Source organism: Micromonospora sp. NPDC005291, assembly GCF_040607415.1.
GTDB lineage: Bacteria > Actinomycetota > Actinomycetes > Mycobacteriales > Micromonosporaceae > Micromonospora.
The window spans coordinates 1-24,892 of record NZ_JBEXGR010000042.1; the positions used below are offsets into that span (position 1 = coordinate 1).

24 protein-coding genes are annotated in these 24,892 nt (G+C 71.6%); 12 read left to right on the plus strand and 12 right to left on the minus strand.

What is annotated here, in order from left to right; genetic code table 11:
* Positions 1–545 precede the first annotated feature (545 nt).
* The 6 genes from kdpF to ABZT18_RS31175 all read left to right on the plus strand — a co-directional run bounded on the left by kdpF (position 546) and on the right by ABZT18_RS31175 (position 8,712).
* Positions 546–635, plus strand: a complete 90-nt coding sequence (gene kdpF / locus ABZT18_RS31150) for a K(+)-transporting ATPase subunit F (RefSeq protein WP_036390805.1) — start codon at positions 546–548, stop codon at positions 633–635.
* Positions 635–2,290, plus strand: coding sequence for a potassium-transporting ATPase subunit KdpA (gene kdpA / locus ABZT18_RS31155; protein ID WP_354996631.1), 1,656 nt, complete (start codon positions 635–637; stop codon positions 2,288–2,290). The genes kdpF and kdpA overlap by 1 nt, the downstream gene beginning before the upstream one ends.
* A 20-nt stretch (positions 2,291–2,310) precedes the next feature.
* Positions 2,311–4,506 (plus strand): potassium-transporting ATPase subunit KdpB, encoded by a 2,196-nt coding sequence (gene kdpB, locus ABZT18_RS31160; protein WP_354996632.1) that lies wholly within the window; start codon positions 2,311–2,313, stop codon positions 4,504–4,506.
* A complete protein-coding gene (locus ABZT18_RS31165; RefSeq protein ID WP_354996633.1) occupies positions 4,506–5,387 on the plus strand; it encodes a potassium-transporting ATPase subunit C in 882 nt (293 codons plus the stop codon). Before kdpB ends, ABZT18_RS31165 begins: the two co-directional genes overlap by 1 nt.
* Before the next feature lie 95 nt (positions 5,388–5,482).
* Positions 5,483–8,035, plus strand: coding sequence for a DUF4118 domain-containing protein (locus ABZT18_RS31170; RefSeq protein ID WP_354996634.1), 2,553 nt, complete (start codon positions 5,483–5,485; stop codon positions 8,033–8,035).
* Positions 8,032–8,712, plus strand: a complete 681-nt coding sequence (locus ABZT18_RS31175) for a response regulator (protein ID WP_354996635.1) — start codon at positions 8,032–8,034, stop codon at positions 8,710–8,712. Before ABZT18_RS31170 ends, ABZT18_RS31175 begins: the two co-directional genes overlap by 4 nt.
* Here the strand turns inward: ABZT18_RS31175 and ABZT18_RS31180 are convergent.
* The 3 genes from ABZT18_RS31180 to ABZT18_RS31190 form a co-directional block, all read right to left on the minus strand.
* Positions 8,700–8,888, minus strand: coding sequence for a hypothetical protein (locus tag ABZT18_RS31180; RefSeq protein ID WP_354996636.1), 189 nt, complete (start codon positions 8,886–8,888; stop codon positions 8,700–8,702). The two genes, ABZT18_RS31175 and ABZT18_RS31180, sit on opposite strands and share 13 nt — an antisense overlap.
* Positions 8,885–9,265, minus strand: coding sequence for a hypothetical protein (locus ABZT18_RS31185; RefSeq protein WP_354996637.1), 381 nt, complete (start codon positions 9,263–9,265; stop codon positions 8,885–8,887). Before ABZT18_RS31185 ends, ABZT18_RS31180 begins: the two co-directional genes overlap by 4 nt.
* Before the next feature lie 104 nt (positions 9,266–9,369).
* Positions 9,370–10,332: an SDR family oxidoreductase gene (locus ABZT18_RS31190; RefSeq protein ID WP_354996638.1), complete on the minus strand. Its 963-nt coding sequence runs from the start codon at positions 10,330–10,332 to the stop codon at positions 9,370–9,372.
* Positions 10,333–10,485: 153 nt separating this feature from the next.
* Here ABZT18_RS31190 and ABZT18_RS31195 point away from each other — a divergent pair, with 153 nt between their 5' ends.
* Positions 10,486–11,241 carry a dienelactone hydrolase family protein gene (locus ABZT18_RS31195; RefSeq protein WP_354996639.1) on the plus strand — a complete coding sequence of 252 codons (756 nt, stop codon included), beginning with the start codon at positions 10,486–10,488 and terminating at the stop codon, positions 11,239–11,241.
* Positions 11,242–11,271: 30 nt separating this feature from the next.
* On the opposite strand, the gene ABZT18_RS31200 is transcribed toward ABZT18_RS31195, so the two are convergent.
* The 8 genes from ABZT18_RS31200 to ABZT18_RS31235 form a co-directional block, all read right to left on the minus strand.
* Entirely contained in the window at positions 11,272–12,375 is a 1,104-nt protein-coding gene (locus ABZT18_RS31200) for an L-dopachrome tautomerase-related protein (RefSeq protein WP_354996640.1), read from the minus strand.
* Positions 12,376–12,565: 190 nt separating this feature from the next.
* Positions 12,566–13,450, minus strand: coding sequence for an SMP-30/gluconolactonase/LRE family protein (locus tag ABZT18_RS31205; protein WP_354996641.1), 885 nt, complete (start codon positions 13,448–13,450; stop codon positions 12,566–12,568).
* Positions 13,451–13,470: 20 nt separating this feature from the next.
* Entirely contained in the window at positions 13,471–14,412 is a 942-nt protein-coding gene (locus tag ABZT18_RS31210; RefSeq protein ID WP_354996642.1) for a sugar kinase, read from the minus strand.
* On the minus strand, positions 14,409–15,029 hold the full coding sequence (locus ABZT18_RS31215) for a bifunctional 4-hydroxy-2-oxoglutarate aldolase/2-dehydro-3-deoxy-phosphogluconate aldolase (RefSeq protein ID WP_354996643.1): 621 nt from the start codon (positions 15,027–15,029) through the stop codon (positions 14,409–14,411). Before ABZT18_RS31215 ends, ABZT18_RS31210 begins: the two co-directional genes overlap by 4 nt.
* An 11-nt stretch (positions 15,030–15,040) precedes the next feature.
* Positions 15,041–15,874 carry a hypothetical protein gene (locus ABZT18_RS31220; RefSeq protein WP_354996644.1) on the minus strand — a complete coding sequence of 278 codons (834 nt, stop codon included), beginning with the start codon at positions 15,872–15,874 and terminating at the stop codon, positions 15,041–15,043.
* Positions 15,875–15,888: 14 nt separating this feature from the next.
* Entirely contained in the window at positions 15,889–17,034 is a 1,146-nt protein-coding gene (gene dgoD, locus ABZT18_RS31225) for a galactonate dehydratase (RefSeq protein ID WP_354996645.1), read from the minus strand.
* On the minus strand, positions 17,031–17,741 hold the full coding sequence (locus ABZT18_RS31230) for an FCD domain-containing protein (protein WP_354996646.1): 711 nt from the start codon (positions 17,739–17,741) through the stop codon (positions 17,031–17,033). Before ABZT18_RS31230 ends, dgoD begins: the two co-directional genes overlap by 4 nt.
* Before the next feature lie 35 nt (positions 17,742–17,776).
* Positions 17,777–18,523 carry an SDR family oxidoreductase gene (locus ABZT18_RS31235; protein WP_354996647.1) on the minus strand — a complete coding sequence of 249 codons (747 nt, stop codon included), beginning with the start codon at positions 18,521–18,523 and terminating at the stop codon, positions 17,777–17,779.
* A 159-nt stretch (positions 18,524–18,682) separates the two neighbouring features.
* Between ABZT18_RS31235 and ABZT18_RS31240 the strand changes: the two genes are divergently transcribed.
* The 5 genes from ABZT18_RS31240 to ABZT18_RS31260 are packed head-to-tail and all read left to right on the plus strand — an operon-like array spanning position 18,683 to position 24,497.
* Entirely contained in the window at positions 18,683–19,978 is a 1,296-nt protein-coding gene (locus ABZT18_RS31240; protein ID WP_354996648.1) for an extracellular solute-binding protein, read from the plus strand.
* 1 nt (position 19,979) lies between these two features.
* Entirely contained in the window at positions 19,980–20,897 is a 918-nt protein-coding gene (locus ABZT18_RS31245) for a sugar ABC transporter permease (RefSeq protein ID WP_354996649.1), read from the plus strand.
* On the plus strand, positions 20,897–21,718 hold the full coding sequence (locus tag ABZT18_RS31250) for a carbohydrate ABC transporter permease (protein ID WP_354996650.1): 822 nt from the start codon (positions 20,897–20,899) through the stop codon (positions 21,716–21,718). The genes ABZT18_RS31245 and ABZT18_RS31250 overlap by 1 nt, the downstream gene beginning before the upstream one ends.
* Positions 21,715–23,802, plus strand: coding sequence for an alpha-galactosidase (locus tag ABZT18_RS31255; protein WP_354996651.1), 2,088 nt, complete (start codon positions 21,715–21,717; stop codon positions 23,800–23,802). Before ABZT18_RS31250 ends, ABZT18_RS31255 begins: the two co-directional genes overlap by 4 nt.
* A 47-nt stretch (positions 23,803–23,849) precedes the next feature.
* Positions 23,850–24,497 (plus strand): hypothetical protein, encoded by a 648-nt coding sequence (locus tag ABZT18_RS31260; RefSeq protein WP_354996652.1) that lies wholly within the window; start codon positions 23,850–23,852, stop codon positions 24,495–24,497.
* A gap of 35 nt (positions 24,498–24,532) precedes the next feature.
* On the opposite strand, the gene ABZT18_RS31265 is transcribed toward ABZT18_RS31260, so the two are convergent.
* Positions 24,533–24,892: HNH endonuclease signature motif containing protein (locus ABZT18_RS31265; RefSeq protein WP_355253160.1), on the minus strand; the 360-nt coding region annotated here is incomplete at its 5' end.

The following is a 24,892-nucleotide window of genomic DNA, read 5'->3' on the forward strand; positions in this document are numbered from 1 at the left end:
GCCTGCCGATGCTGAATTTCGTCATCGGGCGGCAGTCCTTCGGGGTCCGGCTCATCGAGATCCCGCTCGTGCCGGCGTTCGCCTTTCTGCCGCCGCGTCGATCTAGGGCAGATCGTCGTGAGTTGATCTCCTCGAACAGCGATTCGCCCTAGATCGACGAGGGTGGGCGGGCGCGTCCCGGCGCGCCGGGCGGTCTCTGCGCCGAGGGTGGCGGCGGGGCGGGGCGGGGGCGGCGCGGCACAGGGTGGGGCCGGCGGGGTGGCCCGTTGGCCGAGGGTGATTGCCTGGCTTGGTTGTGCCGCATTTCACCTGTTCGGGCGGCGGGTGTGAAAACCACGTCAAGAAAAGGTTCGGCCTCGTCACGGTCGCGTTATGAGCCCTGCCGTCAGGCGGTTGGTGGGGCTTTGATTGCCCGGCGCGACCGGGAGGCGGTCGCGACGAACCTTTCCGGTCTGAGGAGTCAGCGTGTCTGACGTGGTGTTCGTGGTCCTGACGGTGGCGCTGTTCGCAGTGCTCGCCCTGGTGGTCCGGGCGGTGGAGAAGCTGTGAACGCGGTCAATGCCGTCGGTTTGGTGCTCGCGATCGTCCTGGGCGCGTTCCTGGTGTTCGCCCTGTTGTTTCCGGAGCGCTTCTGATGACCATGACAACAGCGGGCGTCATCTTCGTGCTGACGCTGGTGGCGGCCCTGGTGGCCGTCTACAAGCCGTTCGGCGACTATATGTTCCGGGCGGTCTCCGGCACGAGGCAGTCGCGGGTCGAGCGGGGAATCTTCCGTCTGATCGGGGTCAACCCGGCGGCCGAGCAGACCTGGGGTGTGTACGCCCGCAGCGTGCTGGCGTTCTCCGCGATCTCGCTCCTGTTCCTGTATCTGTTCCAGCGGGTGCAGAACCACCTGTGGCTGTCGCTGGGTTTCGACCCGGTGGTGCCGCACGGCGCGTGGAACACCGCCGTGTCGTTCGTGACCAACACCAACTGGCAGTCGTACTCGGGTGAGTCGACGATGGGTCACCTGGTGCAGATGGCCGGTCTGGCTGTGCAGAACTTCGTGTCGGCGGCGGTCGGCATCGCGGTGGCGGTGGCGCTGGTACGCGGGTTCGCCCGTAGCCGCACCGGGCAGCTCGGCAACTTCTGGGTCGACCTGACCCGGATCACGCTGCGGATCCTGCTGCCGATCGCGGTGCTCGGCGCCATCGCGCTGATGATCGGCGGGGCGGTGCAGAACCTGTCCGGCGGCACCGACGTCACGACGCTGACCGGCGGCACCCAGACCATCACCGGTGGTCCGGTCGCCAGCCAGGAAGTGATCAAGGTGCTGGGCACCAACGGCGGCGGCTTCTACAACGTCAACAGCGCCCACCCGTTCGAGAACCCGACCACCTGGACGAACTGGCTGCAGATCTTCCTGATCCTGCTGATCCCGTTCAGCCTGCCCCGGGTCTTCGGTCGGATGGTTGGGCAGAACCGTCAGGGCTACGCCATCGCGGCGGTGATGGGCATCCTCGCGTTCGCCAGCGTCGCCATCACCAACATCTTCGAGCTGACCGGCCACGGCACGGTGCCGCAGGCGGTCGGCGCGGCGATGGAGGGCAAGGAGGTGCGGTTCGACGTGTCGAACTCGGCCACTTTCGCCGCCGCCACCACGTTGACCTCGACCGGTGCGGTGAACTCGTTCCACGACTCGTTCACCTCGCTCGGCGGCATGATGACCATGGTCAACATGATGCTCGGTGAGGTCGCGCCGGGCGGCACCGGTTCCGGGCTGTACGGCCTGCTCATCCTCGCGCTGATCACGGTCTTCGTGGCTGGCCTGATGGTGGGCCGCACTCCGGAGTACCTGGGCAAGAAGATCGGCTCGCGGGAGATCAAGTTTGCCTCGCTGTACTTCCTGATCACGCCGATCCTGGTGCTGTCCGGTACGGCGGCAGCGTTCGCCACCGGCAACAACTCCACCGCGCTCAACGTCGGCCCGCACGGCCTCTCCGAGGTGCTGTACGCGTTCACCTCGGCCAGCAACAACAACGGCTCCGCCTTCGGCGGCATCACGGTCAACACCACCTGGTGGGACACCGCGCTCGGGTTGTGCATGCTGCTGGGCCGGTTCCTGCCGCTCATCTTCGTGCTCGCGTTGGCCGGCTCGCTGGCCCGCCAGGCACCCACCCCCGCGTCCGAGGGCACCCTGCCGACCCACCGACCGCTGTTCATCGGCATGGTCGTCGGCGTCACCGTGGTCCTCGTCGCGCTGACCTTCCTGCCCGCGCTCGCGCTCGGCCCGCTGGCAGAAGGGCTCTGACCATCATGAGGAACGAGGACATGTCCGTCACGTCCGCCCCAACAGAGCAGCTCCCCGGCACCCCGGCCACCCAGGGCAACCGGGTCGGCGGGGGCCTGCTCGACCCCAAGCAGTTGATCCGGTCCCTGCCGGACGCCGCGCGAAAGCTCAATCCGACCACACTGTGGCGCAACCCGGTGATGCTGATCGTGGAGGTCGGCGCGGCCTTCACCACCGTCCTGGCGGTGACCGAACCGTCGGTGTTCGCCTGGGCGATCAGCGTCTGGCTCTGGCTGACCGTGCTCTTCGCCAACCTGGCCGAGGCGGTCGCGGAGGGCCGGGGCAAGGCCCAGGCCGCCGCGTTGCGGCAGGCCAAGCAGGACACCATCGCCACCCGGCTGATCGACTGGAAGCCCGGCGCACGGGCCAACCCCTACCGGGATGAGGCGGTGCCCGCGTCGGAGCTGCGTCAGGGCGACGTCGTGCTCGTCGAGGCGGGCGGCACCATCCCCGGTGACGGTGACATCGTCGAGGGCATCGCCAGCGTCGACGAGTCGGCCATCACCGGCGAGTCGGCCCCGGTCATCCGGGAGTCCGGCGGCGACCGCAGCGCGGTCACCGGCGGCACCAAGGTGCTCTCCGACCAGATCATCGTGAAGATCACCCAGAAGCCGGGGGAGAGCTTCATCGACCGGATGATCGCCCTGGTCGAGGGGGCCAACCGGCAGAAGACGCCGAACGAGATCGCGTTGAACATCCTGCTCGCCGCGCTCACGATCATCTTCCTGCTGGCCGTGGTCACCCTCCAACCGCTGGCCATCTTCTCCAAGGCGTACCAGGCGGCCGCACCGGACAGCGGCGCGATCACCGACTCCGGTGTCACCGGGGTGGTGTTGATCTCGCTGCTGGTCTGCCTGATCCCCACCACCATCGGCGCGCTGCTCTCCGCCATCGGTATCGCCGGCATGGACCGCCTCGTCCAGCGCAACGTGCTCGCCATGAGCGGCCGGGCCGTCGAGGCGGCCGGCGACGTCAACACCCTGCTGCTGGACAAGACCGGCACCATCACGCTGGGCAACCGGCAGGCCGCCGAGTTCGTACCCGTCGAAGGGGTGACCGCCGCGGCCCTGGCCGACGCCGCGCAACTGTCCAGCCTGGCCGACGAGACCCCCGAGGGTCGCTCGGTGGTGGTGCTGGCGAAGAACGAGTTCGGGCTGCGGGAGCGCGAGCCCGGCGTGATGCCGCACGCCACCTTCGTGCCGTTCACCGCGCAGACGCGGATGAGCGGCGTCGACATGACGCCGGACACCAGCGTGGACGGCGGGGCGGTCGAGACGGCCCGCCGGGTCCGTAAGGGCGCCGCCGCGGCGGTGATGAAGTGGGTCCGCGAGAACGGCGGGCATCCGACCGAGCAGGTCGGCGAGATCGTGGACGCCATCAGTGGCACCGGCGGCACCCCACTGGTCGTCGCCGAGCACGTCGACGGAGAGCCCGCCCGCGCGCTGGGCGTCATCCACCTCAAGGACGTCGTCAAGTCCGGCATGCGGGAGCGGTTCGACGAGATGCGCCGGATGGGCATCCGGACCGTGATGATCACTGGTGACAACCCGCGTACCGCGAAGGCCATCGCCGACGAGGCCGGGGTGGACGACTTCCTGGCCGAGGCGACACCGGAGGACAAGCTCGCGCTGATCAAGCGGGAGCAGGAGGGTGGCCGGCTGGTCGCGATGACCGGCGACGGCACCAACGACGCGCCGGCGCTCGCTCAGGCCGACGTCGGGGTCGCGATGAACACCGGTACGTCGGCCGCCAAGGAGGCCGGCAACATGGTCGACCTCGACTCCGACCCGACCAAACTGATCGAGATCGTGGAGATCGGCAAGCAGTTGCTGATCACCCGTGGCGCGCTGACCACCTTCAGCATCGCCAACGACATCGCGAAGTATTTCGCGATCATCCCGGCCATGTTCGCCGGCCTCTACCCGAGCCTGGACGCGCTGAACATCATGCGGCTGTCCAGCCCGGAGTCGGCGATCCTGTCCGCGGTCATCTTCAACGCCCTGGTGATCATCGCGCTGATCCCGCTCGCCCTGCGCGGTGTGCGGTACCGGCCGGCCGCCGCGTCGAAGCTGCTCAGCCGGAACCTCCTGGTGTACGGGCTGGGCGGCATCATCGTGCCGTTCATCGGGATCAAGCTCATCGACCTGCTCATCCAGTTCATCCCGGGGATTTCGTGATGCGCCTACCCACCTGGATCGCCCAACACCTCGCCGCCCTGCGTGCCGTGCTCGTCTTCACGGTGCTGCTCGGCCTGGTCTACCCACTGGCCCTGGTCGCGGTCGGCCAGCTACCCGGCCTCAACCACAAGACCGACGGCTCGCTGATCTCCTCGGGTGGGACGACGATCGGCAGCTCGCTGATCGGCCAGTCCTTCACCGACGCGGACGGCAACCCCGTCCCGCGCTACTTCCAGTCCCGCCCGTCCGCTGCTGGGGACGGCTACGACCCGACCTCCACCTCGGCCAGCAACCTGGGCCCGGAGAGCGTGGTCGACACCATCGCCACCGACCCGGAGGAGTCCAGCGAGAGCCTGCTCACCCAGGTGTGCGGGCGCAGCAGGGAGGTCGGCGAGCTCAACGGCGTCGACGGCCAGCGCCCCTTCTGCACCGACGACGGGGTGGGTGCCGTGCTCGCGGTCTTCCGCGCCGACGGGCTGACCGGCCCGGTCACCCGGGTGGTCAGCGTCAACCAGGCCGCCCCGGCCGCCCCGTTCGTGTCCTCCTACGAGGGGGTGCCGGTGGAGCTGGCCCAGCCCGGCGAGGACTACGTGGCGGCCGGCGGGGTGGTCACCCCGATCCGCGGCAACGCGCCCGCCGACCCGGCCGTGCCCGCAGACGCGGTCACCGCCAGCGCCAGCGGCCTCGACCCGCAGATCAGCCCGGCGTACGCCGAGTTGCAGGTCAACCGGATCGCGCGGGAACGCGGTGCGGACCCGGCGGCGGTCCGCAAGCTGGTCAAGGAGCACACCGACGGACGAGGGCTCGGCTTCATGGGCGAGCCGGGAGTCAGCGTGCTGGAGCTGAACATCGCCCTCGACAAGCAGTTCCCGGCGCGCTGAGCAGGCATTGGGCACGACACCGGGCGAGGCCGTTCCACGAGGGCGGCCTCGCCCGGTTCCCGCATCGGCGACCCTGACCAGGAAGGATGGTTTGCGTGCCACGCGGAGAACTGCGCATCTATCTCGGGGCCGCCCCCGGCGTCGGAAAGACGTACGCCATGTTGGAGGAGGCCCAGCGGCGTGCCGCGCGCGGCACCGACGTGGTGATCGGCTTCGTCGAGACCCACGGCCGCCAGCACACCGCCGACATGCTCGGCGACCTGGAGCAGGTCCCGCGTCGCACGATGACCTACCGCGGCGCCGAGTTCACCGAGATGGACCTGGACGCGGTGCTGGCCCGCCGGCCGGAGATCGCGGTGGTCGACGAGTTGGCGCACAGCAACGTGCCCGGTTCCCGGCACGACAAGCGCTGGCAGGACATCCAGGAGCTGCTCGACGCGGGGATCGACGTGCTGTCCACGGTCAACGTGCAGCACCTGGAATCGGTCAACGACGTCGTCGCGCAGATCACCGGCACCACCCAGCGGGAGACGGTGCCGGACGAGATCGTCCGTGCCGCCGAGCAGGTCGAGCTGGTCGACATGACCCCCGAGGCGCTGCGCCGGCGGATGGCGCACGGCAACATCTACCGCCCCGACAAGATCGATGCCGCGCTGGGCAACTACTTCCGGGTCGGCAACCTCACCGCACTGCGTGAGCTGGCGCTGCTGTGGCTGGCCGACAAGGTCGACGAGCAGCTCGACCGGTACCGCAGCCAGCAGGGCATCGCCGCCACCTGGGAGGCCCGGGAGCGGGTCGTGGTGGCGTTGACCGGCGGCCCGGAGGGCGAGACGCTGATCCGCCGGGCGGCCCGGGTCGCGGCCCGCAGCAAGGGCGCCGACCTGCTCGCCGTGCACGTCGGCCGCAGCGACGGGCTGGCCGGCGCCGACCCGGCCCAACTGGCCCGCCAGCGGGTGCTGGTGGAGAGCCTGGGTGGCACGTACCACCAGGTGCTCGGCACCGACGTGCCGGCCGCACTGCTGGACTTCGCGCAGGGCGTGAACGCCACCCAGTTGGTCCTCGGCGCCAGCCGACGGGGCCGCTTCGCGCAGATGTTCGCCCGAGGTGTCGGGGTGACCACCACCGCGCTCTCCGGCTCGATCGACGTGCACCTGGTGACCCACAAGCAGGCCGGCAAGGGCCGCCGGGCGGCGGCCGTGCCGGCGGCGTTGTCCCGGCGTCGGCGGCTGCTCGGCTTCGCCCTGGCGGTGCTGGGCGTACCCCTGCTCACCCTGCTGCTGAAGACCCTGCCCGACCTGACGCTGACCAACGACATCCTGCTGTTCCTCGCCGGGGTCGTCGGAGTCGCGCTGGTCGGCGGGGTGTGGCCGGCCCTGGTCGCCGCGCTCGGCGGATCGCTGCTGCTCAACTGGTTCTTCACCCCGCCCTACCGCACGTTGACCATCGCCGAGGCGGACAATCTGCTCGCCCTGGCTGTGTTCGTCGGTGTGGCGTTGGCGGTGAGCTGGGTCGTCGACGTGGCCGCCCGGCGTACGCGAGAGGCCGCTCGCGCCGCCGCCGACGCGCAGACTCTCGCCGCCGTCGCCGGTGGCGTGTTGCGTGGCGAACGCCCACTGCCCGCACTGCTGGACCAGCTCCGGGAGACCTTCGGGCTGCGCGCCGTGAGCGTGCTGGAGCTGGCCGAGGACGCCAGCGGGCGCCCCGAGCGGGCCCGCGAGGAGCACGCCTGGTGTGTCGTGGCCAGCGTCGGCGAGCAGCCGGCCTGCACGCCCGACGGCGGTGAGACGGCGGTACCGGTCGACGACCGGATCACCGTCGTGCTCGCCGGCCGGCGACTGGAGGCCGCCGACCGGCGAATCGTCGAGGCGTTCGCCGCCCAGGCCGCCGTCGCGCTGCGCCAGGAGCGGCTCGCCGAGGAGGCGGCCACCGCACGGCCCCTCGCCGCGGCGGACCGGATGCGGACCGCGCTGCTCGCCGCCGTCAGCCACGACCTGCGTACGCCACTGGCGTCGGCGAAGGCGGCCGTGACCAGCCTGCGAAGCCACGACATCGAGTTCGACGAGCAGGACCGCGAGGAGCTGCTGGAAACTGCCGAGGAGTCGCTGGACCGCCTCGCCCGGCTGGTCGCGAACCTCCTGGACATGAGCCGACTCCAGGCCGGCGTCCTCGGCATCACGGCGACGGCGATCGGCTTGGAGGACGCCGTACCCCTGGCATTGGACGAACTTGGCCCGGCGGCCGCGACCGTCGGCACGGACATCCCGGCCGACCTGCCGGCGGCCACCGCTGACCCGGGCCTGCTGGAACGGGTGCTGGTCAACATCGTCGCCAACGCGCTGCGCTACAGCCCGCCCGACCAGCCACCCACGATCACCGCGAGCGCGCACGCCGGCCAGGTCGAGCTGCGGGTGATCGACCGAGGGCCGGGCATCCCGGAGGACCAGTGGGAGCACGTCTTCCTGCCGTTCCAACGCCTCGGCGACCGGGACAACCAGACCGGTGTCGGTCTCGGCCTTGCCCTGTCCCGGGGGTTGGCCGAGGCGATGGGTGGCAGCATCACCCCCGAGACCACTCCCGGCGGTGGGCTCACCCTGGTGCTGCGGCTGCCGGCCGCCGTGCAGACCAGCTCGGAGGGGCCGCAGGAATGACCCGCATCCTGGTCGTCGACGACGAACCGCAGATCCTGCGTGCCCTGCGGATCAACCTGCGTGCCCGCCGGTACGACGTGGACGTCGCCGGCACCGGTGCCGCCGCGTTGAAGGCCGCCGCCAGCCACCCGCCCGACCTGGTGGTGCTCGACCTCGGCCTGCCCGACATCGACGGGGTGGAGGTGATCCGAGGCCTACGCGGGTGGACCGCCGTGCCGATCATCGTGCTCTCCGGCCGGACCGGCAGCGAGGACAAGGTCGCCGCGCTCGACGCCGGTGCGGACGACTACGTCACCAAGCCGTTCGGGGTGGAGGAACTGCTGGCCCGCATCCGCGCCGTGACCCGCCGCCTCGGCGCGTCCAGCGAGGCAATGCCGGCACTGCGGATCGGTCAGCACACCGTCGACCTGGCCGACCACAGCGTGCTGCGGGACGACGGCACTGAGGTCAAGCTGACCCCCACCCAGTGGAGCGTGCTGGAGAAGCTGCTGCGCCACCCCGGCAAGCTGGTCAGTCAGCGTCAGCTCCTGCAGGACGTGTGGGGGCCGGAATACCAGAACGAGACGAACTACCTGCGGCAGTACCTGGCCCAACTGCGGCGCAAGCTGGAGGACGACCCGGCCCGACCCCGGCATCTCATCACCGAGCCGGGCATGGGCTACCGCTACCGCCCCTGACCGGCGCCCGATCCGGTGCCGACCGGAACCGACCCGACCGCGGACCTCGGGCCGAGCAGTGCGGCCGGGACCTGGGCCGGCACCGTCGGCGCGGCCCGGTCACCGACGCTCGGATCGAGCGGCGGTGCCACCAACAGCGGGTCGGTCATCGGCTGTGCTGTGGAAGCGGCGGTCATCGGCTGAACCGCGCGCGTCCCGGTGTGGTCAGGTCGAGCGCCCGGAGGACGTAGTTGGCCACCGCCACTTCCACTCCGGCGCGGCGGCGCAGGTCGGCCACGGCGCGGTGCAGCACGGTCATGCTGTCGGCGGAGAGCCGCACCACGGCGTCGACGTCGGCCGCGATCCACCACGCGGCGACGGCGCACGGCTCGTGCCGGAGGTACTCCACCAGCTGACTGCCGGGCGCGGACGGGCCGAGCCGGACGCTGACCAGCGCCTCGTGTCGGCGTTCGGGCTCGTCGGCGCTGGTCGCGGGCTCGCCGGGGCTGCTGTCTGTGTCGGCGCCGGGTGGCAGATTTCCGCGTTCCCAGCGTGTCATCCGCCAAGGACTCATGGACCCATCGTCACCAGCCGGAGGCGGCGGTGCACCCGTCGATACGCCGTTTCGACGGGCCACCGCCCATTCTTGACGCCGCGTTCACGCGGCGCGTGCCCCGGTCAGTTGCCGGGGAACTCGACGCCCACCAGCCGCTCGGAGACGGTCCAGAGGCGGGCGGCGTCACCCGTGCCGCGCGCCGAGCGATAGAGGGCCAACTCGGTCGGCGCGCCGGTGAACTGCCCCCAACCGTCCGGGCCGTAGAACCGGCCGCCCTGCGCCTGTGGGCTGGTGGCCGCGTACAGGGCGGGAAGCAGCCCGGCGTCCACCGAGTGCACCAGGATGCCCCAGCGGGCCAGCCGATTCATCACCGAGTGGTGCAGCGAGGGCCGGCTGCGGCCCAGGTTGGGACCGGACGCGTAGAGGTTCGTCATGGTCGTGCCCGGGTGGGCGACGTTGCTGACGATGCCCCAGTCGCCGGCTCGACTGCGCCGGTCGAGTTCCAGCCCGAAGTGCAGGGTGGCCAGCTTGGAGGCGTTGTACGAGCGGATCGCCGCGTACCGGCGGGTGCTCTGCAGGTCGTCCCAGTCGAGTCGGCCGGAGCGGGCGGCGCTGCTCGACATGGTGGTGACCCGGGCTCGCCCGGCCCGGAGCAGCGGTAGGAGCCGCCCGTTCAGCGCGAAATGGCCGAGGTGGTTGGTGCCGAGTTGGAGCTCGAAGCCCTCGGCCGTGGTGTGCCGGGTGGGGGGTGTCATCACGCCCGCGTTATTGATCATGAGGTGGATCGGTCGGCCCTCGCCGAGCAGCGTGTCGGCCAGCGCGGCCACCGAGTCCAGCGAGGCGAGGTCCAGCTCCCGGGTCGACACGACGGCGCCCGGCGCGGCGGCCCGCACGGCATCCAGCGCGGCGGCGCCCTTGGCCGGATTGCGGACCGGCAGCACCACCTCGGCGCCGGCTCGCGCCAGCCGCGCGGCCAGGCCGAGGCCCAGGCCGTCGCTGCCGCCGGTCACCACGGCGAGCTTTCCAGTCAGGTCCGGAACGGTCAGGTCGAGCACAACAACCCCCAGGTCGACGGTTTCCTTCATCGGTCATGGGCAAGCCTGGGTCGGTCGCCGACCATCACCCAGGGTGGTCTTATCCAGGGATCGACGGTCCCCGGCTCGGGCCGGGTCCCGAACCGGGCCGGCTGCGTGGCGAGTAGCGTTCCTGACGATCAACTCTCGTACGAGGAGGCTCCGGTGCAGACGACGACGGTGGACATCCCGACCGGCGACGGGGTCGCGGACGCGTCCCTCACCCGGCCCGACGGCGACGTCCCGTTCCCGGCGGTGCTGCTTTTCATGGACGCCTTCGGTCCCCGCCCGCGCCTGGTGGAGATGGCGGAACGGATCGCCGCCCGGGGCTACCTGGTGCTGACGCCCCACCTGTTCTACCGGGCCGGCCGGGCACCGCTGTTCGACCTGTCCCGCATCGGCGAGGCCGACCAGCGCGCCGCGCTCTTCGAGAAGATCATGCCGCTGGTCGGCGCGTTGACCCCCGACGTGATCAGCCGGGACACCGCCGCGTACCTCGACTTCCTGGCCGCTCGGGACGACGTACGGCCGGGCCCGGTCGCGATCACCGGTTACTGCATGGGCGGCACGAACGCCCTGCGGGCCATCGAGGCGTACCCGGACCGGATCGCCGCGATCGCCAGCTTCCACGGCGGCCGGTTCGTCACCGACGCGCCGGACAGCCCGCACCTGGGCGTCGGCTCGATCACCGGTGAGGTGTACTTCGGGCACGCCGACCAGGACCAGTCGATGACGCCCGAGCAGATCGCCACGCTGGAGAAGGCGCTCACCGCCGCCGGTGTCCGCTATGGCTCGGAGCTGTACGAGGGCGCGCACCACGGCTTCACCATGGCCGACACCCCGGTCTACGACGAGCAGGCCACCGAACGACACTGGGCCGCCCTGTTCGACCTGCTGGATCGCACGCTGCCGACCACCTGACGGTCAGCGGGCGACGGTTCGGCGCGGCGATCAGCGGCGCAGCAGCACCGGGCCGGCGTCGATGCGGGTGCGGAACAGCGCGTACGGCCGACGCCGCAGGTCCTGGCCCCGCTGGTACTGCGCCTGTCGGTGCAGTTGGTTGGCCGTGACGTAGAGGTGCCCGTCGGTCGACACCGACATGGTGTCCGGCCAGAGCAGTCGTGGGTCGTGGACCAGGGTCTCGTACTCGCCGTCCGGCAGCCGGCGCAGGACCGCGTTGTGCTCGTACGAGGTGAGGTAGAACCGCCCCGCGTCGTCGCTCTCCAACCCGTCTGACGCGGTGCCCTTGTCGCCCTCGTCGACCACGGTCGACGCGACGGCCTCCTGGGTGACGCCCGGGTCGGCCAGCGCCTCGGTGGACACGCTGTACCAGCGCCGGGACGCCAGCGGGCAGTAGTGCAACCGGGTGCCGTCGGCCGAGATGGCGATGCCGTCGGCGCCCATGGTGACCGGCTTCGGCGGCCCGTCCGCCGGCCGTTCGAGGAACGGCCGGCCCTCTACCACCGGCCGGAACGTCGTCAGCGGCTCCGCCTTCGTGGACGGGTGGTCGTGCAGCCGCCGCCAGGAGGCCCCGCTGGCCAGGTCCACGACGATGATCCCGTTCGGCCCGGAGGACGCCGAGTCGGTGATGTACGCGACCCCCGCCTCGCCCCGTCGCAGGTCGAAGCGGACGTCGTTGAGGTACGTCGTCGGCAGCGCCACCTCCTCCGGGAAGGTGATCACCTGGGCCACCGTGTCGGTGTCCAGGTCGACCCGGACCAACTTCGGGCCGCCCGGCTTCGTCGGCTGGAACATCGGGCTGCCGGTGTCCAGCACCCAGAGCCGATCGGCCGGGTCGACCACGATGCTCTGCACCGACACGAACGCGCCCGCGTCGTCGTCGCCGGACGGGTCGTTCCACGGCTGGTCGGGGTAGGGAACCTCCCGGCCGTCGCGCAGCTCGACGACGGTGGCCGGCACCTCGTCGCCCCACTTCGGGAAGTTGACGAAGATCCTGCCCCGGTGCGAGACGCTCACCCCGGTCGGCATCGGGCCGGTGAAGGTGTGCACCAGCTCCAGTTCGCCAACCGGTTCGTCGCCCACCGGCCCGTTCATGACGCCCGCCCCGCTGCTCTCATCGTCATGCCCCTGCCGGTCCGGGCCCGCACCGACGGGGCCGTCGATGTCGCTATTCCCACCGTGGCATCCGGTATGCCTGGCATCGCCGCTTCATGGTGGGCGCCGCGAACGTCGAGCAGCCTCGGCTGGCTCAAGCGGCCAGCCTCGCCCACCGGCCGCAGGTGCGTCAGTCGGCGGTGGGTGCGGCGGCGTACGCGGTGGGCAGCCCGGGAACTTCGACGTCGACCGCGAGCAGCGCGCCGTCCATCCGCCCTACCGCAGTCAGCCCCAGGCGGGCGGTGCCGATGAAGAGCCGGCGCAGGTCGGGGCCACCAAGGCAGATGCCGGCCGGCTGTTTCGCCGGTAGTCGGATCTCCCGGTCGAGGGTGCCGTCCGGCCGGTAGCGGCGGACCGCGGAGCCGCCCCACAGCGCGACCCAGAGGTGGCCCGCCGCGTCGACCGTCATCCCGTCCGGGCCGCCGTCGGAGGCGGCCAGCCGCAGGAACGGCTCCCGTCCGTGCAGGTCACCGGTGCCCGGGTCGACGGTGAACCGGTCGACCTCACCGCGCGGCGAGTCGGCCAGGTACATGGTGGTGCCGGTGGCGTCGAACGCCGGCCCGTTCGGGATGGTCAGCCCGGTCACCGCCGGCACCGGTGCCACGCCCGGGGCCAGCCGGTACAGCGTGCCCCCGCCGGGCACACCGGCGTACGTCATGCTGCCGGCCCAGAAACGGCCGTGCGGGTCGGCGACCGCGTCGTTCATCCGGGTCGGCTCGGGCTCGCCGCCGACCAGGTCCGCGACCGGTCGAGGGTCACCGGTGGCGGGCAGCAGGGTGACGCCGGTCCCGGCGGCGGCCAGCCAGTCGCCGGGCCGGTCAGCCACCGGGGCGATCGCGCCGAGCGGAACATCGAGGCGGCGCAGCTCCCGCAGCGGGGCCGGCCCGTCGCCGTCGGTCTCGAGCAGCCGCCCGACCAGCAGGTCGACGAGGACCAGCCGGTCGTCGACCCAACGCAGCCCTTCGCCCAGCTCAAGCCGGTCGCTGTTCCAGACGGTCGGTTCGGTCAGCTCCATGGTGCTCCTCCAAGGGATCGTCAGCGGACCGTACCGCCGGGCCCGTGGTCGAGCAGGGACAGCTCCGACCGGTCGGGCAGGCCCTCCCAGTCGCCCCGGGTGGCGACCGCGAACGCGCCGGTGGTGACTGCCCGGTCCAGCCGGGCCGGCGCGTCGGCGCCATCGAGCCAGCCGGAGAGCAGCCCGGCCACGAAGGCGTCGCCGGCGCCTACGGTGTCCACCACCGGCACCGTCCGGGCTGGACGGTGCACCGTGCCGGTCGCGCTGTGGCTGGTCGCCCCGCCGGCACCGTGCTTGACCACGACCTCGGTCACGCCGGCCGAGAGTAGCGCCGTGACCGGGTCGGTCGCGTCGGTCAGCACGGCCAACTCGTCGTCGGAGGCGACCACCAGGTCGATCGAGGGCAGCAGCGGTCGTAGCGCGGCGGCGGCCTCGGCGACCGACCAGAGCCGCTGCCGGTGGTTGACGTCCAGGCAGACCGTGCTGTCCGCCGCGCGGGCGCGCCGCACGGCCTCCACCACCGCCCGGTACGGCTCGACGCCCAGCGCGCAGGTGATGCCGGTGACGTGCAGCAGCCGGGGCGGTGGCCCGGGCGCGTCGAAGGCCCGGGTGACGTCGGCCGGGCACAGCCGGGAACCGGCCGACCCGGCGCGGTGGTAGGTGACCCGGTTGATGTCGGCGACCCGGCTCTCGAAGAGGATCAGCCCGGTGGGGGCCGCCGCGTCGACCCGGGACCAGGTCAGGTCGACGTTCTCGGCGCGCAGCGTACGGCGGACCAGCTCCCCGGGCTCGTCCGCGCCGGTGACTCCGACCCAGGCGGCCCGGTGGCCGAGCCGGGCCAGCCCGATCGCCACCGTCGACTCGGACCCGGCGACGGAGATTCCGGCGGCGCCGCCCAGCCGCAGCGGGCCGGTGGTGCGAAAGGCCGCCATGGTCTCGCCGAGCGTGAGCAGGTCGGTCACTGTCGTACCGCCGCGAGGAAGGCGGCGGCGCGCTCGCGCAGCGCCGCCGGGTCGCCGCCGCGGACGGCGTCACCGAGCAGCGGGGAGCCGACGCCGACGGCGACCGCTCCCCGGTCGAGGTAACGCCGCGCACCCTCCGCGTCGACCCCGCCGACCGGCACGAACGCGGTGCCCGGGAACGGGTCGCGCAGCGCGCCGAGGTAGTCGGGCCCGCCGAGGGAGGCCGGGAAGAGCTTGATCGCGGCGGCCCCGCCACTGTTGGCCTGCACCACCTCGGTGGGGGTGAGCGCCCCGGCGAGCACCGGCAGCCCGAGCTGGCCGCCCTCGGCGAGGCTCGGTGCGAGCGCCGGGGTGACCAGGAAACCGGCGCCGGCGTCGGCTGCCGCGCGGGCATCCTCGGCGCTGAGGACGGTGCCCGCGCCCAGGGCGAAGTCCGGCCCGAGGGCGGTCCGGGCGCGTCGGATGATGCCGAGCGCGTCGGCGCTGGTCAGCGAGACCTCGACCAACGCGACGCCGCTCTCGGCCAGGGTGAGCACGGCGGTCAACGCGGCGGCCGGGTCCGGGCCGCGCACGATGGCCAACAGCCGGTGGGTACGCAGGTCGTCGAGCAGGTTCATCGCGGGTGTCCTCAGTGGATGTGGTGGGCGGAGATGGTCAGTCGCCAGGCGACCTCACCGGTCGGCGGGACGACCGCCGCGTCGGCCGGACCGGCGTCGGCCAGGTCGAAGGCGGCACCGAGCATCGGTTCGACACCGACGCTGCGGTACGGCGCGGTGGCCGGCCAGCCGCCCAGGTTGCGCCAGAGCGCGGTGCTGCGGGGCTGGTCAGCGCACTCCAGCTCCAGGGTCAGCCGGTCTGCACCGTCGGTCACCTGGACCCGGGGGCAGTCGAGCAGCACCGCGCCGAGCGCGGTCCCGTCGTCCGGGCCGAGGGTGTCCAGCGTCAGCCCTGCGGGAGCGGGCCACGGCCCGGTCAGCCAGGGGGCGTCGGTGGGCCAGGTGCCCTGCGGTAGTAGTGCGGCGGCCTCCGGGTGCAGCCGGGTCGGCGTTCCGGTGGGCGCGTCGAGGCGCGCGGCGGGGGAGAGGTCGAGCAGGGCGTGCGCTGCCCACACGAACCGGTGACCGGGGTCGGCGGCCAGTCGGTAGTCGGCCACCACCACGCCGCCTTCGTCGGTAATCCGCCGAGTGAGAGTGAACGTCGGCCGCTCGATCAGCAGGGTGTCGGGGCCGGCGGTGTCCGGGCCAGCGGTCCGCCACGGCCGGGACCACACCTCGCCATGGTCGGGTCGTCCGCGCACAGTGGGTAGGCACTCCTCCAGCCCGCCGGCGTCGATGAACGCGTCGTCGGGGCGTACCTCGTGCCGGCCGGGCTCCGGGCCGCGCCAGAGCCACTCCCGGCCGCCGCCGTGCAGGCTGGTCCACCGGCCGCCGTGCGCCGCGTCGTACGCCACACGCAGTGACACCGGCTTCGCGCCGGTCACCATTCGGCGAACGACCCGTCGGCGTGCTGCCAGACCGGGTTACGCCAGGCATGTGGGGTACGCGCGGCCTTCCGGACCGCGGCCTCGTCCACAGTGATGCCCAACCCGGGCCGGTCGAAGCGGGCGATGTGCCCGTCGACGAACCGGAACGGCTCCGGGTCGACCACGTAGTCCAGCAGCTCGGAACCAACGTTGTAGTGGATGCCGATGCTCTGTTCCTGGATCAGGAAGTTCGGCGTCGCGAAGGCCACCTGGAGGCTGGCCGCCAGGGAGATCGGGCCGAGCGGGCAGTGCGGGGCGAGCAGCGCGCCGTACGTCTCGGCCAGCGCGGCGATCCGGCGGACCTCGGAGATCCCACCGGCGTGGGACAGGTCCGGCTGGACCACGGTGACCCCGGCCTGCAACGGGCCGAGGAACTCGGAGCGGCCGTAGAGCCGCTCGCCGGTGGCCACCGGGATCGGCGTGCTGGCGACGATGTCGCGCAGGTGGTGAGCCTGGTCGGGCAGGACCGGTTCTTCCACGAAGAACGGGCGCAGGGGGGCGATCTCGGGCAGGATCCGGCGTACCGCGGCCAGCCCGGCCCGGCCGTGGAAGTCGAGTGCGATGTCCCGGTCGGGGCCGAGCACCTCCCGGGCGGCGGCGACCCGGCCGACCACCGCGTCCACCTCGGCGGAGGTGGGGATGGGGGAGAGCCGCCCGCAGGCGTTCATCTTGACGCCGGTGAGACCGGCGGCGACCTGCGCGGCGGCGGCGTCGGCCACCTCGTCGGGCTCGTCCCCGCCGATCCAGGAGTAAACCCGCACCCGGTCGCGCACGGGTCCGCCGAGCAGCGCGTGCACCGGCGCCCCGTACGCCTGCCCGGCGATGTCCCAGAGCGCCTGGTCCAACCCGGCGACCGCGCTGGAGAGGATCGGGCCGCCCCGGTAGAAGCCACTCTTGGTGAGCACCTGCCAGTGCTGCTCGATGCGGAGTGGATCTTGGCCGATCAGGTACTCGGAGAGCACCTCGACCGCGCTGCGCACCACTTCGGCGCGCCCCTCCACCACCGGTTCACCCCAACCGACCAGCCCGTCGTCGGTCTCCACCCGGCAGAACAACCACCGTGGTGCGACGAGGAAGGTCTCGATCCGCTCGATCTTCACTGACTGCCCCTCTGTCCCCGTGCCTTCTCGACGTCGCGGACGGCCTTGTTCAGCAACTCCCGCATGGCGGTCTCGGCCGCCGTCTCGTCCCGCCCGCGCAGCGCGTCGACGACGGCACGGTGGCTGGGCACGGGGTCGTCGTGTGGGGCACCGCCGTGCACCAGCCGGTCCCGTTCGGCGAGCCCGGTCTCCATCACCACCTCCATCCGCTCCAGCAGCTCGTTGTGGGTGGCGGCGAGCAGTGCGCGATGGAAGGCGAGGTCGGCGGCGACGGCGGCGGCGGGATCACCGTTGGCCTCGGCCATCTCGGCCAGTGCCCGATCGAGGGCGGCCAGGTCGTCCTCGGTCGCACGGGTGGCGGCCAGACGGGCGGCGGCCGGCTCGATGATGGCGCGTACCTCGTGCAGTTTTTCGAGCAGGCGCTCGTCGGGCCCCTCGGCGAACTGCCAGCGGATCACGTCGCCGTCGAGCAGGTTCCAGTCGGCACGGGGCCGGACGAAGGTGCCGCGTTTCTGCCGGGCGTCGACGATGCCCTTGGCGGAGAGGACCTTCAGCGCCTCGCGCAGCGCGGTCAGGCTGACGTCGAACTCCTCCTGCAACGCGACGATGTTCAGGGTCGCGCCGGCGGCGATCTCACCGGTGAGGATGCGGCGGGCGATCGCTTCGACGGTCTGCCCGTGGATGCCGCGGCGTGCGTACTGTGCCAATGCTCCTGGCCTTTTCGCTGGTCGGTATCGATCTCTCAGGCCGAGGCTTTCACCGCTGTCCAGCCACCGTCCACCACGAGGCTCGCGCCGGTGATGTAGGCGGCGTCCGGTGAGGCGAGGAAAGCGACCGTCGAGGCCACCTCGTCCGGGGTGCCGAAGCGTTTCGCCACGGTCTCCGCGACGCTGCGCTGGCGGTCCTCTTCGGACACGTCGGCCCAGGCGCCGGTGAGGATGGGCCCCGGCAGCACGGTGTTGACGCGTACCTGTGGGCCGTACTCCACGGCGAGCTGGCGGCCGAGCGCGACCAGGCCGCCCTTGGCCGCGGCGTACGCGGGCCGGCCGGGCAACCCGACCAGCGCGTGCACCGAGGAGATCAGCACCACCGCGCCCGCGCGAGCCCGCAGGTCGTCCAGGCAGGCGCGAACGCCGAGGAAGGAGCCGGTGAGGCTGACGCCGAGTTGGTGGTCCCAGGACTGCCGGCTGGTCTCGTGCGCCGGGGCGACCTGCACGGCGTACGCGGTGCTGACCAGGATGTCGACCGGCCCGAGGCTGGCCCGTGTGGCCGCGACGGCGGCCATCCAGTCGGCCTCCTCGCTGACGTCGCCCATTACGGACAGTGCTCGATCGCCGCGGGCGGTCAGTTCCTCGGCCAGCGGGGTCGTGTCGCATATGTCGAGCAGCGCGACCGCTGCCCCTTCCGCGGCGAGTCGCCGGGCAGTGGCAGCGCCGATCCCGCCCATCGCGCCAGTGACCAGCGCGTTTTTGCCTTCGAGCCGGCGCATAGGCTGATCCACCTGACCCTCGCCTTGATGTCGTCTAATCATTAATTACGAAGATATCTTGACAGCCGGCGGCGGCCGATGCAACCTTCTCGTCACAGCATTCACATGGACGACACATCGCGCCGTGACGCTACGTGTCGTAGAGGAAGGACACCCCTCGTGAGCGACTTCGACCCCGGTCGCCGGCGATTCCTTGGCCACCTCGGGCTCGCCGGCCTGGGCGCACTCGGCGCCAGCTCGTTCCTCAGCGCGTGCGCCAGCTCCGCCAGCGGACCGACGACGAGCAACGGCTCGGGCGCGGTCACCATCCAGTCCAACCTCTCCTCGCCGCAGGCCAAGGCGGCGATGGAGAAGCTGATCGCGAACTTCAACGCGCAGGGCAAGGGCACGGCGAGCCTCAACACGATCGCCTCGGAGACCTTCCGGACCCAGCTGCCGACGTACCTGACCTCGGCCAACCCGCCGGACCTCTACACCTGGTATGCGGGCTCGGTCGCCAACGACTACGCCAGCAAGGACCTGCTGCTGGACGTCTCCGACGTCTGGAAGTCGCTCGGCGACTACCCCCAGTCGCTGCGCACCCTCTCCACCGATGCCGCCGGCAAGCAGATCTTCATGCCGATGAACAACTACTGGTGGGGCTTCTTCTACCGCAAGTCCAACTTCGCGAAGTGGGGCGTGCAGGAGCCGAAGAACTGGACCGAGTTCCTGGCCCTGTGCGAGACGCTGAAGAGCAAGGGCGTCCCGCCGATCGGCATCGGCCTCGGCGACACCCCGTGGGTGGCCTCGGCCTGGTTCGACTACCTCAACATCCGGATCAACGGCGCGCCGTTCCACCGCGAGCTGCTCGCCGGCAAGCAGCGCTTCGACGATCCCAAGGTCAAGGCGGTCTTCACCCGCTGGCGCGAGGCCCTGCCCTACTTCGACCCGAAGGGCAAGGCGTACCCGTTCCAGGAGGCGACCACCGCGCTGCTGGCCGGCAAGACGGGCATGTTCCTGATCGGCACGTTCTTCGCCGACGCGGCACCCAAGGACGCTCTCGGCGACCTGGACTTCTTCCGGTTCCCGATCATCGACCCGGCGGTGCCCTTGGCCGAGGAGGCCCCGACGGACGGCTTCTTCGCGAGCGCCAAGACCGCCAACCCGACCGGCACCAAGGCCCTGCTCACCTACCTGTCCTCGGTCGAGGCGCAGGAGGCGTACGTCAAGGCCAGCTCCGGCATCGTGCTGCCGGCAAACCCCAGGGCCAAGGCATCCGACTCCCCGCTGGTCGCCAAGGGCAAGGCGATGCTGGACGAGGCCAAGGAGCTGACCCAGTTCTTCAACCGCGACTCGAGCGACGCACTCCAGCCGACCGCGGACACCGCGCTGACCAAGTTCATGGACAAGCCGGACCAGATCGACGCGATCCTGCGGGAGTGGCAGAGCAGCGCCGAGAAGGTCTTCAAGGGCTGACGTGACCGCAACGATCTCCACGACTTCGGTCACACCCACCCGGCGGCGGCGACGGTCGGCTCGACTGTCGCCGCTGCTGGTGGCGTTCGTCCTCGTGCCGTTCGCGGTCGAGAGCGTCTGGGTGTTCTGGCCGGCGATCCAGGGCTTCTGGTTCTCCCTCACCCGTTGGGACGGGATGTCGTCGCCGGCCTTCGTCGGCGCCGACAACTACGTCGAGTTGGCCGGCGACGCCACCTTCCGGGGCGCGCTGCTCAACACGGTCATCTGGCTGGTCCTCTTCGGCGGCCTCTCCGTGCTGGGCGGCTTCGGCATGGCACTGGTCCTGCAGAAGGAGCGACGAGGAGTCGGCTTCTACCGGGCCGCGCTGTTCACCCCGGTGGTCTTCTCACTGGTGGTGACCGCGCTGGTCTGGCGGGTCTTCTACCAGCCCGACGGCATCGCCGACACGCTGCTGCGGGCCATCGGCCTGGAGCAGCTCATCCGGCCCTGGCTCGCCGACCCGCAGACCGCGCTGTACGCGGTGATCCTGCCCGCACTGTGGCGGCAGATCGGCTACGTGATGGTGCTGTTCCTGGCCGGGCTGAAGGCGATCGACCCGGCGCTGCACGAGGCGGCCCGGATGGACGGCGCCAACTCCTGGCAGCGGCTGCGGCACGTCACCATCCCCCAGCTCAAGGGGGTCAACGCCGTGGTGCTCTCGGTCATCGTGATCGACTCGCTGCGCTCGTTCGACATCGTCTGGTCGCTGACCAAGGGCGGGCCGTACCACTCGTCGGAGCTGCTCAGCACCTACATGTACTCGACCGCGTTCCAGAGCCTGCGGCTGGGTTACGCCTCCGCGATCGCCGTCGTGATCTTCGTGCTCGCGCTGGCCGTCATCCTCGGTTACCTGGTCCGCGCGTTCCGGGAGGAAGCGTGATGAACAAGCTCCGCACCGGGGCCTTCCACACCGGCATGATCCTGCTCTCCCTGCTCTGGCTGGGGCCGGTGATCTGGGTCGTGGTGATGTCCACCCGATCGTTCGACGACATCGCCGCGCACGGAGTGGGCAGCCTGCCCCGGTCGTTCACCCTCGACACCTACCGGCAGGCGTGGACCGACGGCGGCGAGCTGCGCGCGCTGATCAACAGCATGCTGGTCACCATTCCGTCGGTGCTGTTGAGCCTGGGGCTGGCGGCGATGGCCGCGTTCGCGCTGAGTCGCTTCCGGATCCCCGGCCGGCGGACCATCCTGCTGCTGATGCTCGCCGGCAACCTGCTGCCACCGCAGATCCTGCTCATCCCGGTGGCCAAGTTCAGCGAGTTGACCGGTCTGTACGACACGCTCTGGGCGCTGATCGCCGTACAGGTCGGCTTCGGTCTCGGCTTCTACACCTTCGTCCTGCACGGCTTCATGCGGGACCTGCCGGGCGAGATCCAGGAGGCGGCGACGATCGACGGCGCCGGCACGGCGCAGATCTTCACCAAGGTGATGCTGCCACTGACCCGCCCCGCGTTGGCCGCCCTCGGCGCGCTCTCCTTCACCTGGATCTTCAACGACCTGCTCTGGGCGATCACCGTGCTGCGTACCGACGACAACATGCCGGTCACCCCGGCGTTGCTCGCCCTCCAGGGGCAGTTCGTCTCGTCCTGGAACGTCATCGCCGCCGGTACGGTCATCGCGGCGGTCCCCACCGTCGCGGTCTTCCTGCGCTTCCAGCGGCACTTCGTCTCCGGCCTGGCGCTCGGAGCGGTCAAGTGACCGCCGCGCCTGGGCAGCGCTGGACGCTGCGCGGCACGCACGGCGAGTACACGGTGACGGTGCCCGCGCACGGCCGCTGGCTGGAACTGGTCGCGTGGGGGCCGCACGGCGTCTCCGACGGGCCGTCGCCGGTCGCCTACGACGGCCCGGTGCCGTTCCTCACCACCGGGGACGCCGCACCCATCGAGTACGCCACCGACGCCGACCGGCCGTTCACAGGCGCCGACCTGGTGGTGGAGACCCCTGCCGGGGAGCGTCGGGTCGGCTTCGTCCACACCGGCGTACGGGCCGACGCCGACGGGCGGGAGCTGGCGGTCGACTTCGCCGACCCGGTGACCGGGCTGCACGCCACGGTGCACTACCGGGTGCCCGTCGGCACCGATGTGGTGCAGCGGTGGGTCGAGCTGACCAACGACGGCACGGGTGCGCTGCGGGTGGTCCGGGCTGGATCGGCCGGGTTCTGTGTACCGACGCCGCACGGCGCGCTGCTCAGCCACCAGTGGGGGCAGTGGGCGCAGGAGTTCCAGCTGTCGCACGTCGAGCTGGGCCACGGAACGTTCACCATCGGCAGCTCCCAGGGCGTACCCGGGCATTTGCACGTGCCCTGGCTGGCCGTCCGGGACGCCGCCGAGCCGACGGGCCCGGCGTGGGGGATGGCACTGGCCTGGACCGGTTCGTGGGAGATCAGCGCCGAGCGGGACACCGGCGGCCTCACCCGGGTCCGGGCGGGCCGTCAGCTGGTCGACGGCCCGCTGGAGCTGGCCCCCGGCGAGAGGCTGACCCTGCCGGTGGCCACCGGGGCATACAGCCTGGACGGCCTGGACGGGCTGGCCCGGGTCTGGCACACCCACCAGCGGTTGCTCGCCGGAGAGCGGCTCACCCCGCGCCCGGTGCTCTACAACTCCTGGGAGGCCACCTACTTCGCGGTCGAGGCGGAGAGCCAGTTGGCGCTCGCCGGGATCGCCGCCGAGCTGGGTGTGGAGACGTTCGTCGTGGACGACGGCTGGTTCGTCGGCCGCAACGACGACACCGCCGGGCTGGGAGACTGGACGCCCGACCCGGCGAAGTTCCCCGCGGGGTTCGACGCGTTCATCGCCGACGTCCGCGCACTCGGGCTGAACTTCGGGCTCTGGGTCGAGCCGGAGTGCGTCAACCCGAAATCGAACCTCTACGCCGAGCACCCGGAGTGGGTCTATTCGGTCGACGGTCGGCCGATCACGCCGGTCCGCAACCAGTACCTGCTCGACCTGGGCCGACCGGAGGTCGCCGAATTCGTCCACTCCACCGTGGACGGTCTGCTGCGCCGGTACGACATCGACTACCTGAAGTGGGACTTCAACCGGCCGCGGACCGAGCCGGGACGCCCGGGTGGGGTCGGCCCGCTCGACCTGGACGGCGCGCACGTGGCCAACCTGCACCGGATCTACGAGCATCTTCGCCGGGACCACCCCGGCGTGCTGATCGAGGCGTGCGCCGGCGGAGGCGCGCGGACCGACCTGGCGATGGCCGCCCGCGCCGACGTCTTCTGGCCCAGCGACAACACCGGCCCCCTGGACCGGCTCGCCATCCAGTACGGCTTCCTGCACGCCAACGCCCCGCACCTGCTCAGCTCCTGGGTCACCGACGCCCCCGGCCTGTTCGATCCCCGGCCGCGAACGCTGGCGTTCCGGTTCGTCCTCGCGATGGCCGGTGTGCTCGGCATCGGCGCGGACATCCGCGCCTGGACCCCCGCCGAGCGGGCCGAGGCGGCCGGCTGGATCGCCCGCTACAAGGAGATCCGGGACGTCGTCACGCACGGCGAGGTGCACCTGATCGGCGGCCCCGACCAGGCCCGCTGCGCGGTGCAGTACACCGCCCCGGACGAGAGCCGGGTGGTCGTACTGGCCTGGCACACCGGCCGGCTCACCGGTGCTGGCCTGCTCCCGTCCCGCCCAATCCGGTTGCCACTGCGCGGCCTCGACCCGGCTGCCCGCTACCGACACGGCGACCGGCACTACTCCGGCAGTCACCTCAGCGCCGTCGGCCTGCCGGTGCAGTGGAGCCCGACCCACGACGCCGACCTCATCGTGCTGACCCGCGACTGAGGCCGGAGCACCACCACCCCCACCCCCCGAGGGACAGGAGTACCCCCATGCGCCTGATCCGACCGCTGACCGCTGCCCTGGCCGTGCTCGGCCTGGGCCTGGCCAGCCCGCTGCCCGCCAACGCCAGCCCACCGCAGGCAGGCCCACCGCAGGCAGGCCCACCGCAGGCAGGCCCACCGCCCGTCAGCCCACCGCAGGCCGGCCACGGCCACGCCCCGGGTGGGCCGGGTAGACCCGGTCATGCCCCGGCCGCGACCGGCGCCGAAGACCAGGGCGCGCCGACGTTCTACAGCAGCGGGCTCGCCCCCACGCCCTACCAGGGCTGGAACACCTACTTCGGCCTCGGTGGCGACCCCACCGAGGCCGAAGTACGGTCGGTCACCGACCACATGGTTCGCAGTGGCCTGCGGGACGCCGGCTACACCTACGTCTGGATCGACGGCAACTGGGCCGCGCCCACCCCGCGTGACGAGGCCGGAAGGTTGGTCGCCGACCCGGCGCGCTTCCCCGGTGGGATGGCCGCGCTGGCCGCGTACATCCACAGCAAGGGAATGAAGGCCGGCATCTACACCGACGCCGGACCATACCTGCCGGGGCAGTGCGGGCTCGGCAGCAACGGCCACTACCAGGCCGACGTTGCCCAGTTCGCCGTCGACGTCGTACGCCGAGCGCGTCGTGTAGGGCGATCAGCGTGAATGACGCCGATGGGTGGTCAAGGCGTGCTGGCTGCCTACGTTCGTTGGTGGTACTGGTTGCGGCGGGGGAGTTGGTCGGGGTCGAGCCAGGCGGGTGGGATGAACTCGGGGTGGCCGTCGCCGCCCAACCGCACTGCCCAGTCGCTGTGGTGGATGTGGCGGTGGTGGTGGCCGCAGAGCAGGACGGCGTTGTGTAGGGCTGTGTCGCCGTTGTCGGCCCAGTGTTGGATGTGGTGGGCGTCGCACCAGCGGGGTGGGCGGTCGCAGCCGGGGAAGGCGCAGCCGTGGTCGCGGAGGACCAGGGCGCGTCGGAGGGGTCCGGTGATGAGGCGGCGTTGTCGGCCTACGTCGAGGACCTGGCTGGTGCTGCCGAGGACGGTGGGGAGGATGGTCGC

What these genes read in the sequence shown, in the direction of transcription:
- kdpA (WP_354996631.1), top strand. Translation starts at nt 635, where the DNA reads ATGACCATGACAACAGCGGGCGTCATCTTCGTGCTGACGCTGGTGGCG.
- kdpB (WP_354996632.1), top strand. Translation starts at nt 2,311, where the DNA reads ATGTCCGTCACGTCCGCCCCAACAGAGCAGCTCCCCGGCACCCCGGCC.
- ABZT18_RS31165 (WP_354996633.1), top strand. Translation starts at nt 4,506, where the DNA reads ATGCGCCTACCCACCTGGATCGCCCAACACCTCGCCGCCCTGCGTGCC.
- ABZT18_RS31175 (WP_354996635.1), top strand. Translation starts at nt 8,032, where the DNA reads ATGACCCGCATCCTGGTCGTCGACGACGAACCGCAGATCCTGCGTGCC.
- ABZT18_RS31180 (WP_354996636.1), bottom strand. Translation starts at nt 8,888, where the DNA reads ATGACCGCCGCTTCCACAGCACAGCCGATGACCGACCCGCTGTTGGTG.
- ABZT18_RS31185 (WP_354996637.1), bottom strand. Translation starts at nt 9,265, where the DNA reads ATGAGTCCTTGGCGGATGACACGCTGGGAACGCGGAAATCTGCCACCC.
- ABZT18_RS31190 (WP_354996638.1), bottom strand. Translation starts at nt 10,332, where the DNA reads ATGAAGGAAACCGTCGACCTGGGGGTTGTTGTGCTCGACCTGACCGTT.
- ABZT18_RS31200 (WP_354996640.1), bottom strand. Translation starts at nt 12,375, where the DNA reads ATGAACGGGCCGGTGGGCGACGAACCGGTTGGCGAACTGGAGCTGGTG.
- ABZT18_RS31205 (WP_354996641.1), bottom strand. Translation starts at nt 13,450, where the DNA reads ATGGAGCTGACCGAACCGACCGTCTGGAACAGCGACCGGCTTGAGCTG.
- ABZT18_RS31215 (WP_354996643.1), bottom strand. Translation starts at nt 15,029, where the DNA reads ATGAACCTGCTCGACGACCTGCGTACCCACCGGCTGTTGGCCATCGTG.
- ABZT18_RS31235 (WP_354996647.1), bottom strand. Translation starts at nt 18,523, where the DNA reads ATGCGCCGGCTCGAAGGCAAAAACGCGCTGGTCACTGGCGCGATGGGC.
- ABZT18_RS31250 (WP_354996650.1), top strand. Translation starts at nt 20,897, where the DNA reads ATGAACAAGCTCCGCACCGGGGCCTTCCACACCGGCATGATCCTGCTC.
- ABZT18_RS31260 (WP_354996652.1), top strand. Translation starts at nt 23,850, where the DNA reads ATGCGCCTGATCCGACCGCTGACCGCTGCCCTGGCCGTGCTCGGCCTG.